Source organism: Nonlabens sp. (genome assembly GCF_039941875.1).
Lineage (GTDB): Bacteria > Bacteroidota > Bacteroidia > Flavobacteriales > Flavobacteriaceae > Nonlabens.
This window is the reverse complement of sequence record NZ_JBDVDQ010000011.1, coordinates 60,482-72,609: the sequence shown is the minus strand read 5'-3', so window position 1 is coordinate 72,609 and position 12,128 is coordinate 60,482. Positions and strand designations below refer to the sequence as shown.

Here is a 12,128-nt window from a genome sequence, read left to right as displayed (position 1 = left end):
TAGTACTTTTACATTATGATTGATCTAGAAATTTCAAATAGCTTTTACAACTCACTGCCTAAAGATCCTATAGAAGACAATTATACTCGTCAGGTAAACAATGCAGCTTATTCTCTAGCGACTCCTTTAAAATTTCCTGAAAGTAGTTTTATTCATATATCAAAACTAGCAACAAAATTAGGCTTTACAGAAGAACAAATACAGTCGCGAGAATTTCTTAAATTATTTACTGGGCAACATCCATACCCTAATACAAAGCCGTATGCTATGGCTTATGCTGGGCATCAATTTGGTAATTGGGCTGGACAGTTAGGTGATGGTCGTGCTATTAATCTCTTTGAAATAATACATAATGAAGACCGTTGGGCTTTTCAATTAAAAGGTGCTGGACCGACACCTTATTCTCGTCGTGGCGATGGACTTGCCGTTCTTAGATCTAGTATTAGAGAACACCTTTGCAGTGAGGCTATGCATCATTTAGGTATACCTACTACTCGATCGTTATCACTTTCTTTAAGTGGTGAAGAAGTATTGCGCGATATGCTTTACGATGGTAATGCAGCTTATGAAAAAGGCGCGATAGTATGTCGTGTGGCACCCAGTTTCATACGGTTCGGTAATTTTGAGCTCGCCGCAGCTCAAAGCGATAACGATTTACTTAAAAAACTAACCGATTATACCATCGCTACTTTTTTTACTGATATTAAATCTACCGGTAGAGATGCATATTTACAATTCTTTAAAGAGGTTACAGACCGTACTCTAGAGATGATCATGCACTGGCAGCGTGTAGGATTTGTACATGGAGTTATGAATACAGATAACATGTCCATCCTAGGACTCACCATAGATTATGGACCTTATGGATGGTTAGAACCTTATGATCATGGCTGGACACCTAACACTACAGATAATCAGTTTAAAAGATATAGATATGGTGCACAGCCAGAAATGGGCTTATGGAATCTGTTACAACTAGCAAATTCTCTGTTTCCTTTAATTGAAGACGCTACGCCTTTACAAGAAATTCTAGACAGCTATAAGACTAATTATCAAGTGCAATACTTGGAATTAATGATGGATAAAATAGGCGTTTATCATGCTAATAATCATGATCGCGACTTGATACAGTCTTTAGAAGAGAATCTACACTTACATGAGACTGACATGACTATTTTTTATAGAGAGCTAAGTAAGATTAATACAGAAACCTCTATAGAAAATGCCTTTGCAATAATTTCTGCAGCTTTTTATAATAATGAAGATCTATCTGACTTACATAAAGACACTTGGCTGGCATGGTTAACAGATTATGTGGCTAGACTGCAGTTAGATATGGAGAAAAGTGTTGATGAGAGTTCCGCTTTCGCGAAAGCGAGAACACAAAAAATGAATGCCATCAACCCAAAGTACGTATTGAGAAACTACATCTCTCAATTAGTTATAGAAGATGCTGAAAAGGGAGATTACCAGTTACTTAACGATGTGTACACCATGTTACAAAATCCATATAAAGAGCAGCCAGAATACAGTAAATGGTATGCTTTAAGACCAGAATGGGCACGTTCTAAGGTAGGTTGTAGTAAATTGAGTTGTAGTAGTTAAGATAAATAAACTTAGATTTCTGTTATTGACATCTCCTCATTCTCCTTCATCTAACGAGATGGTATTTTCATGCCATGAACCACACCCTTGACATAATCCCTGTTTAGATTTCCTTAACATATCCTCAAATTAGCTCTATAATTTAAGGGTTAACTAGTTATTTATTACTAGTTCAGTACTACTGACGATGTATCATGTAACCCATAAAATTTAATTTATGGAAAAGAAATCTATAAGGTTTTTATGCATGTTGATCTTCTTCTTTAGTTGGGCTTATTCAAGTTATGCTCAAGAAGAAAAGAAAGAAAAATCGCCAGTGCAAGTAAGTGGTAGCATTGGTTTTTTCTATGACTACTATTATTTTTATGAGAATAACTACTCCTCTTTTAGGCCTAGATATCCTGAAAATTTACTGCGTCTTAATGCTCAAGTCAACTTACAATTAGGGGAACATTTCAGTATACCATTAAGTGTAAATGTGACTAATCAAAAAGTGCTTTACAACCTACCCAGTCTACCAGAAGAAAGTGCGCTAGATTATTTACAAAATCCTGCAAATAACATCAGTATAAATCCAAAGTATAAATGGGCACAGGCTTTTATAGGTACGCAGACACCTCTGTATTCTACATTATCTACAGGTGACATTCCTATTTTTGGCGCAGGTATAGAAATTAATCCAGGTAAATTTATACTGTCGGCTACTTTTGGTAAATCGCAGCGTGCCATAGAGCCTAACATTACACTTAATATACCTGGTGCTTATGAGCAAAATATAGTTGCCGCACGTATAGGCGTAGGAAAACTAGAAGGATCTAAGTTTACTATAAATGTGGTGAAAATAGAAGATGATGTTACATCGGTAAATACAACACCCATAGGTGTGGACCCTATCGAGGGTTTTACCATATCACCTTATGCTGAATTTAAAATATTTGAGAAGTTAAAAATCAGCACAGAAACTGCAGGTTCTATCTACACCAGCGATTTATTAAATACAGGTATTATAGATTCTGAATTTATAAATGATCTTAGTGATTACATCTCCATAAACGCTAGTTCTACGGCAGACTTTGCGCACAATTCTAGAATAGACTGGCAGGTAGACACCTTTCAACTAGGTGGTGAGGTTAAATATGTAGGACCAGGATTTTTACCTGTAGGATATCGTTTTATAGAACGTGACATTCTAGATTACAAAATCAATACTGGGTTAAATTTATTTAAGAAAAAGGTAAATCTTACTGGTAGTTTTGGGATACGTACTAATAATCTTAATGATACAAAACTATCTTCTTCAGAACGTGTGATTACTAACGCAAATCTTTTTGCACAAGTTACAGAGGGCTTTTCCATCAACTTAAATTACAGCAATTTTGGCTTTAATAACGATGCCAGTATTCTCAATCAGCGCATAGAGTTGATAAATAATTCCATTACTGTATCACCGGTTTACACTTGGAAAAATGAGAAGTACAACCACCTCATCGCTGGAAATATCGCTTTGAGTAGTTTTGAGCAATTTGATGTGGTTAGTAACGCTTTCGCGAAAGCGGAAAACTCCACCTACTCCTTAAATTATAATCTAGCTTTTTTAAAAATGCCACTTCAGATAGGTGCCCAAGCCATTTACCTAGAAAACCAAATACCTACCGGAGACTTCAACATGCTTAACTATGGAATTACTGGTAGCTATAAACTGTTAGATAAAAAGTTAACACCATCTCTAGGGTTAAATATAGCACATATAGATATGACTGGTTTTACCACCAATTATAGAACCAGTTTAAATGCTAAAATAGCCTATAAATGGACCAAGAAATTGACCTTAAAATTACAATCCAGATATTCCTATTTCAACTATGGTACTTCTAGACCTAATGCCACGCTAGACCAAAATAGAGTACAGTTTTCTGTACAACAACGATTTTAAAAAACTGAATTATGAAAAGAGTTTTTATTTTATGCATGCTACTACTACAAGTTATGGTAGGACATGCGCAGCTACAAGCCACTTTAAATGTAGATTCTAACCCTACTCCAGAGATAAGCGAATGGATGAATAGAAATGATCTCGCTATTCTAACGGTTACTAACACCAGCCAGATGGATATTATACGTTATCGCATTAAAGTGACCTTATCTGTAGACGGAAATCAAGTAGTTGAAACCAATAATAATGTGCCAATGATGGAGGCAGATTTTGGCACAGAAACATTTCTTGCTGATGAGATTATACCTTACAACGCGCTAGTTTTTAATGACAGTAGTTTTAATGATCAAGTAACGAGAACAGGAATGTTACCGCCTGGTAGTTATACATTTTGTATTCAATTATTAGATGAACAGGGCAGTCCACTTACTAGACCAGAAGAAATATGTCGTCCTATGATTATCACAGATTATCAAATGCCAGAATTACTGGACCCTGTAGATAATAGATATATAGATCCTATTTTAATTAATAGTATCATGTTTAAATGGACTCCGCTAGCACCTATGCCAGACGCACGATCAGGTCTGGTTTATCTTATTGCTGTGAGCGAGGTACAACCTGGACAGACACCTAGCCAGGCTTTTAGTGTGAACTATCCTATAATAGAAGAAGAAGTTAGTTTTGGAACACAATTCACATGGCCTACAGATATAGAAGCACCAGATGAAGACCAGCAATATGTATGGGGAATTAAACCCATGACTGATAATGGTAGCACCTTCCGTACGCGAAATAATGGTTTTGTAGACTATGGTGTCTTTACGATACGTGGTACAGAGAATGGTGGTGTAAAAAGTAATAATAAAGATCAACCTAGCAATGACCAAGTAAATGGAGATAATAAAAATCCTAAAGTACCTATTCCATGGGAATGTGAGCCAAATCCATTCACAGATGGCAATGACTTATTTTTCTCTTATGACAATAGAGACAATGGTGCCGATATAGAGTTAAAAGGATTAATACAAGTTCAAAATCAATTTTTATCACAGTATCCTGGCGCTATTTCTTTAAACCAGCATCAATTAATTACTTACATCGATTGGGGTTGTGACACCCATAATATGGAAATGATAGCTCCTAATACATCAAGTGTAGGGCATGATTATAACACCAACGATCATCAATTAACTCCTGAACGCCATGAAATTCCTACACCTGAAGAGGTAACAGTTCATTTTAAATTAATTAATAAACAAACCGGAGAAAGTTGTGAAGTTCAAGTATCTAAAAAATTAACTGGCTGTGATTTCCCCTCACAAGATGATTTTGAAGACACTGTAGAATTTGTTATGGATCCAGAAGAAGAGAATTATCCTCTTAAGGTATATCTAGATGGAATTAGCGATTTTACAGAAGAATTAGATAGCTATGTTTATGATTCCAGAAATACTAATAAAAGACCGAATATAGAATTATTTATAAGCTATGATAGTGAACATGAAGAAGAACCAATTATAGATGGTAGCCCTAGATACAATGGAGCGGTATCACCTTATCCCTATGGTGATGATGGATCTATGCCATTTTTATCTCATAATTACTCTTTGGATTGCGTGAATGGACCTGATATTCCAACGGAGATATGTCTGACCTATGTAACAGAACGTAAGATAGATGGTGAAATCATTATTTGCCAGAAAACCTATTGTATACCATTACCAGATGAGACTATTGAGGCTTTAATTGATCTATATACTAAAAACGAAGATGCCGCTGACACAAATGATAAGGCTGGTGAGGAAGAATGTGCCTGTTTAGATAAAAGCGGTGTGACCGTCCCAGATCTTACCATGGACTATACCGCAAATGGAGCTGGCACAGAACACACACTCACTATTCCTGGTTCACCAGCAGCTTTACAATCCATTATAAATTGTATGACTACTAGTGAGCAATTTGAAGGCATGGAAAATATGGATGGTCATCCAGAATATAATTATCAAGAACATTTTTTTACAGGAACAGTAACACATGAGTGGCATATACCTGATGCTATAAATGACCCTAGTAACACCCATATGTTTACCGTGCTTGAAGATACGGAACAACCACTAGCAGAATTTGTGACCGTAACTTTTCATATTGTAAATAAAGAAGCTAACATAGATTGTTACTTTATTCAAGAAGTTCCTGTACCACATGAAGCATATGACGCAATCAATGGTGTTGAAGTATGTGAATGTGATGATGACACAACGCTTACAGAGCCTGCATTCACCTTATTAAGACCAGATGCTGTCGAGGAACCTCGAGAAATTTTATTTGGTGGAATAACGGCTTATAGAGATTACTTATTGAATTGTAATAGTAATTACAGCCTTTCTACTCACTCTATGGAAGTTAACATTAATTGGGGCGAAGATGATGAGTCTATAGTAAATGCTGGGCCTTTTACTCATGTTTATGATACAGAAGATCATCAAATTCCAGCTGAAATATGTGTTACCTATACGATAACACCCCTATTCCCATCGAGCGATGGACAAGCATGCGAGGTAATTAAATGTTTACCTGTACCTGTAGAATGGTTAGAATTAAATACCGCAGTCCAGGGAGATGGAGAAATTGTTGATGGTGACAGTATTTTTGCAGGTGAACATGTTGATGGACAAGGTGAGTTTGAAATAGTCGTAGACAGCATTACAGGTGATGGCCCATATTCTGGAACTGGAATCACACATATCCCATGGTTACTCGCAAACGTGGCTGTAGAATTCACAGACATTACAGTAGACGCAGATGCAAATCTTGTTTCTGGAGAAATCACGGTAATAGTAGCCGATACAGCGCCTGCTTATCCTTATGGATGTGTAGGAATGGGACATGATAATGCCTCTGATATTCAAGATTGGTTAACCACAGATGGAGCTATAGTTGAGTATACACCTGCACAACCTTTTCTAGCACCGTTAGAAGCTCCATTTGGAATTGAGTTTCCTGGTGGTGAAATTATCGCAGTAAGTTCTATGGTGTTTAAACCTACAAAATCAGAGTTTAATTTACTAGTCATCAAACAATTTGAGCCAGATGTCAATCCAGATCAAGTATTAGGGTTTAAAGCTTGCGATACAGACTTTCATCTAGCAGCTCCTGTATGGCCACCAGAGAGACTAGAACTACTTGAAGATATTACTTTAGGAAACGTCAATAATAAAATCACCTTCACCTTTAAAGCTCCAGTGCCAGGGACTAGTCCTGGATGTTTCATAGAATGGGGCAGCACAGGAATTACTAACTATGCTGTAGAATTGGATGTAGATTTCACAAGAGAATGGTTAATTCCTGTAGACGAAATAGATGGTACAGAAAAGTCTACCGCAAACTTAGTAGGAGCTGGAACCGCGTGGGAAGGCATAGTACTTACTGGTAATCTTGAAGAATCTATATTATCTGCTACAATTCCTGACCCAAATAATGGCACACCTACCGATTCTGGAGCACATGATTTTATTATCCTAGCCGATGAGATTGCCATGGATATGTCTGATACCATGAACACGCCAGGAATGTCCTTTCCTCCTATTTATGCTGGAGAAACCACCAATTTATTTAGAGGTTTTTATATGGATGAATTGACGGTAAAATTCTCTCCTAATAAAATGAATACTCCTAGCGGTGGACCTATAGAAGTAAGTATAAATGATATGATCATTGATGATACTGGAATTACCTTAACTGCAGAAGTAGAAAATCTTATCGCTTTTGGTGGTGCTGAGGTTGGAGATATGGTTGCTAGTGTAGACCGTATTTATCTAGAAATACTATCTAGCAACTTTGTAGAAGCTGGTGTTGAAGGTCGTATTGCTATACCTGTAAATGAAGGAAATGGAATTGATAACTCACTTGCTTACACGGCTTTATTTAATAATCCACTGGATCCAGCTTTAAACAACAATTTTCAAATAATTTTAGAACCAGATCAACCTATACAGAATGATCTTTTCGGTGGTGGACAGTTTACTCTTGATGAGACTTCTAACTTATCAGGTTACTTTGATAAAGATAAAAAGACCTTTACCATGGATCTCAACGGTGATTTTGCTTGGGAAGATGCTACAGTTGGACCTGTAGACCAAATCAATATGGCCTTAGGTTTTGAAGGTCTAGGATTTGATTATGACAGTAGTTTATCCAGCAATAAATTATCCTTTGATGCTGGAAATTGGGCTTTTGCGAGTCCACAAAAGAAAGCTGCAAATTTCCCAGTAACAATAGAAGAAATTAAGTTTAATCAAATGCCTACTACTGGCAATCAACTAATGCACGGTAAATTAAATTTTGATTTAATTTTCAACCTCTCAAAGAAAATAGGAGGACGATCTACCTTAGGAATAGAAGGAGCCATTACAGACACTAAGTCTAGTGGTGGGAAAACTTTTGATCCAGAATTATTAGGTGTAGTCATAGATGAAATTCAAGTCTCTGCAGATTTAGCTGCCGTAAAGATCGATGGAATGATAGCTTTTAGGACTAATGATCCTGTGTATGGAAATGGATTTTTAGGAACACTAGACGCCGAGTTTAAAGCTGGTGGTATTAAAGTAAGTGCACTAGCCGAATTTGGAAACACCACATACAATCACACTAGTCCCTACCGATACTGGCGTGTTGAGGCAGCAGCAACTTTCCCTGCTCCAGGAATAACATTTTTACCAGGAATTGCCTTTAGAGGTTTTGGCGGTGGTGCTTTTCAAAATATGATTGCGACGCCTGATGGAAGTGATTTTATATTCACACCAGAATATGATCAACTAGGCTTTAGAGCAAAAGCAGTAATTGCAACCACTCCTAAAGAAGAAACTTTTAATGCAGACGTAGGACTATTGGCTGCCTTTTCTGGTAGTGGTGGTATGACCAACATTGCATTTACCGGTGATTTCTTTGTAGGAGCAAAAATTGTAGATCGCAGTAAAGCCAAAATAGATGGCGCAGTAGGTGTTAGTTATAATTTTCCTGATAAGAGGTTTATTTTATCTGCAGCTGTAAATGTAAATGCACCACCTATCACTACTCCATCTCCTATGAATTTGATTCTTGACATAGATGGTAAAAAGAATGAATGGTTCTTCAAATTTGGTGAGCCTGATCATCTTAATACGGTGAACGTAAGTGGAGTTTCCTTGTATGAATATCTCATGTTTGGAAATAAAATTCCATTCCCAGGTGGATTTACCACTAGGTTCAAAAATAACTATTACAGCGCCGTAGGGAACTACCCTTATGCTGGGACTACCGGATCTGGTGGCGTAGGCAGTAACACAGAGCAAGGAAAAGGATTTGCCATGGGTATAGGTTTTATGTTTGATAAAAGCGGAGAATATAAGATCACAAAATTCGATAGTGGAGAAAAGAAACATGTCCTAGGATGGGATCTCGCTGCTGGAGCAGAGTTACATCTCTCTTATATGCAGTATGTAGGTAGTTGTGGTGGATACACGCCTTTAGGTATCAATGGTTACCGAGCAAAAGGAGGACTAGGAATGTACGGTACGGCTGGCGCTAGAGTAACTAGATATAAAAAGAACGGTAGTACAAAATGGAATTTGAATTTAGCATCTATAAAGGCCGGCGCCTGGATTACAGGAGAATTTCCTAAACCTGTATATGCAGCTGGTGCTGTAGAAGGTGAAGTAAGTCTTTTTAATGATCTTTTAGCTTTTGATTTTTATCAAGCTTTTGAATATGGAACATATTGTAACAACGGTGGTGCTAGTACTGGTGCAACAGTAACACAAGGAGATGCCGCTGCAGAACAGCAAAATGCATTAATAACTTATGTAAAAGCAAGCCCTAGCGCTAACTTCCCTTTACAACAACCTGTAATTGCAAAATTTGGTTTAACTCCAGACGTAGCCTTTGACGTCAGCGAACAACAATCAAACGGTACCGTAGAAATGCGTACTTTCAAAATGGTAAAAACTCAATCATTTAAAATTGAAAATGAAACGACAGGAGCTTGGGAATTTGTAAACTTAGCGCAAAAACAAAATAACCTCGGTGAATATTTATATATTAAACAAGCAAGTACAATGGCGGCTACTGTAGCTGCAGTAGTCATGCCGCCTGCACCTAGTTTTGGAAATTTAGGAGTTGCAACTGTAGCGACAGCTTATGTATCATCTCCATCTTTGGGAGCAGTTGGTTTACCTACCGCGACAGTAGTTTCTGGATCTAATACTCTTACCTCATACCCCATAACACCTAACAGTGATTATGATGACTTACCACCAGATCCTGATCCGGTAATTAATGATTTACTGGACAATCGTAAATATAAATTTACGGTAACCGCAACATTAAAAGAGTACGTAGGAAACAATTGGGTTACTGCGGTTAAAAACGATGGAACTCCAGTTACTCAAACAATCACTAAAACATTCAGTACAGGACCAGTGGTCGCTGTAGCAGCTAGTACAACAAGATTTTAAATATCAAGGACATGAAAAAACATCTCACCATCTTATTTATCAGCTTTTTATTTTTGTTTTCCGCTTTCGCGAAAGCGCAACAAATACCAACTACCGTAATAAAAACCAAAGGACGGTTTATTAATAATAGCGTGGAATTAAGATTTTTTCCTGACAGAAAAAGTACCATGAAACTTGCATTTCAATCTGGATTCATTGTTGAGCGAGCAAAAGGAAGCGCCGAAAATTATGTAGAAATTGGTCGTACAAAACCATACAGTGAAGCGCAGTGGCTAGAAGTAATGAACGCTGCATCAAGTGAAGATAAAATGAACGAAATAGAACTTGCTATGGATTTTTATCTCGATGTACTTGAAGATAATGGTGGTACAATGAGTTTCAATGACGGCATAGGCGAACTTAAAAATCAAAAAGCAGCTGAAGATTTTCATCTAATGATCTCTTTACTTACCGCTGTAAAAAATGCCGAAGCAGCAAAAGGGCTAGGGTTTTCTTATGTGGACAAGACTGTAGAGAATGGAGTTGATTACAATTATAGAATTAAGCTAGTTACACCATCAAACATCTATGAAACAGTGTCTAGTCCATTTAGTATTAGAGCAGTTAAAAATGCAAATACACTTAAAAATAAAGTTTACATAAAAACAGGTGATACCGAATTAGGATTTGTATGGAAAGATCATCCTGACTTGAGTGGTGTGGATGTAGAACGTACTATTAATGGTAAAAACGTGAAACTTAACAAGGCCCCTATTTACGCCATAAGAGGTAGTGACTATGACGGTCCTAAACGTACTGGGTTTGATGAAGACAGTTTAGTGAATTATCAAAAATATACGTATCGTTTCTATGCTCAAACTCTTTTTGGAGAACGAGTACAGTTTGCAGAGGTTACAGGAATGCCTAGAGATAAAAAGCCACCACAACAGCCTTTTTTAAAACAACCTCAACATGCTCTACCTGATGAGGTACATATCGAGTGGGAAATGAATGCGCCCATAGCCGGAGATTTTAAAGGTTTTGCCGTATCAAGATCTGAAGAAAATAACGGTACGTTTACTTTATTACACGATAAATTATTACCGCAAACTGCAAGGAAATTTATAGACAAATCATTCTTGATGGATAAAACTAACTATTACTTAGTACAAGCAGTGGATACAGCAAATAATGTAAGTTCTTCTTTTCCTGTAGCGGTGACTTTAATTGATAGCATACCGCCTAGTAAACCAATATTTATTAAAGGTAAAATAGACTCTACTGGTGTCGTTACTGTCGATATTAAAAAAAATCCAGAAGCTGATTTAATGGGATATCGACTTTATAGATCTAATGCTGCAGAGCATGAATTTTCTGCAATTAAAGAAGGCTTCTTATCTATTGATAGTATTGATAGTATTGAGGTAGAAGTGAAAACTATCTTTAAAGATACCGTTACATTAAAGTCATTAACGCCTTATATATATTATAGAGTCGAAGCTCTTGATTTTAATCACAATACATCTGAATTTTCAGAGATTTTAAAAGTCAAAAGACCTGATAAAATTGCTCCTACCACTCCAGTATTTAAAAAAATAAAATCTACTCAAGATGTTATCGAATTACATTTTGCCTTGAGTAAAAGTATAGACATAAAAGAACAAATTCTTTATCGTAAAACAGATCTTAAAGCACCATGGGAAAGGTATCAAGTTTTAAAAAATGACCAACATAACTTCATAGATCAAAAAGTAAAAAAGGGGACAATCTATTATTATAGTATGAGAGCAATCGACGAGAGTGAAAATGCATCTGAATATGCAGTTCCTGTACAAGGTAAAACTTATAATTCTAGTGTAAGACCTCCTGTAGAAAATTTAAAAGCTACAAGTAGAAATGGTGAAGTAACACTGGACTGGGACTATAAGAACCTGAATAAAGAAACCTATTTTGTTATATATAAAAAAAATAGAGAAGGCCAGTTTATACGATATGATAGAAGTCTCGAGTTACGCTTTCGCGAAAGCGAGAACGGTAAAAGCACCTATGCTGTAAAAGTATTTACTAAAGATGGTGGGCAATCTAAATTAAGTGAAGAAGTAAGCATTAAGTAGTAC

At 36.7% G+C, this 12,128-nt stretch carries 4 protein-coding genes; all 4 read left to right on the top strand.

The genetic code is table 11. The features are described 5' to 3' along the window. Nucleotides 1-15 precede the first annotated feature (15 nt). The 4 genes from ABJF08_RS06775 (at nt 16) to ABJF08_RS06760 (ending at nt 12,125) form a co-directional block, all read left to right on the top strand. Entirely contained in the window at nt 16-1,605 is a 1,590-nt protein-coding gene (locus ABJF08_RS06775; RefSeq protein ID WP_348115326.1) for a protein adenylyltransferase SelO, read from the top strand. A 217-nt stretch (nt 1,606-1,822) separates the two neighbouring features. Further along, nucleotides 1,823-3,538, top strand: a complete 1,716-nt coding sequence (locus ABJF08_RS06770) for a hypothetical protein (RefSeq protein WP_348115325.1) — start codon at nt 1,823-1,825, stop codon at nt 3,536-3,538. Nucleotides 3,539-3,549: 11 nt separating this feature from the next. Continuing rightward, nucleotides 3,550-10,032, top strand: a complete 6,483-nt coding sequence (locus tag ABJF08_RS06765; protein WP_348115324.1) for a hypothetical protein — start codon at nt 3,550-3,552, stop codon at nt 10,030-10,032. Between the two features lie 11 nt (nt 10,033-10,043). Further along, the gene (locus ABJF08_RS06760) at nt 10,044-12,125 is read left to right on the top strand and encodes a hypothetical protein (RefSeq protein ID WP_348115323.1); all 2,082 of its coding nucleotides are present in this window, start codon (nt 10,044-10,046) and stop codon (nt 12,123-12,125) included. Nucleotides 12,126-12,128: the final 3 nt, after the last annotated feature.

Bases quoted from the DNA above. Each gene is read 5' to 3' on its own strand.
- ABJF08_RS06775 (WP_348115326.1), top strand. From the start codon at position 16: ATGATTGATCTAGAAATTTCAAATAGCTTTTACAACTCACTGCCTAAA.
- ABJF08_RS06770 (WP_348115325.1), top strand. From the start codon at position 1,823: ATGGAAAAGAAATCTATAAGGTTTTTATGCATGTTGATCTTCTTCTTT.
- ABJF08_RS06760 (WP_348115323.1), top strand. From the start codon at position 10,044: ATGAAAAAACATCTCACCATCTTATTTATCAGCTTTTTATTTTTGTTT.
- ABJF08_RS06765 (WP_348115324.1), top strand. From the start codon at position 3,550: ATGAAAAGAGTTTTTATTTTATGCATGCTACTACTACAAGTTATGGTA.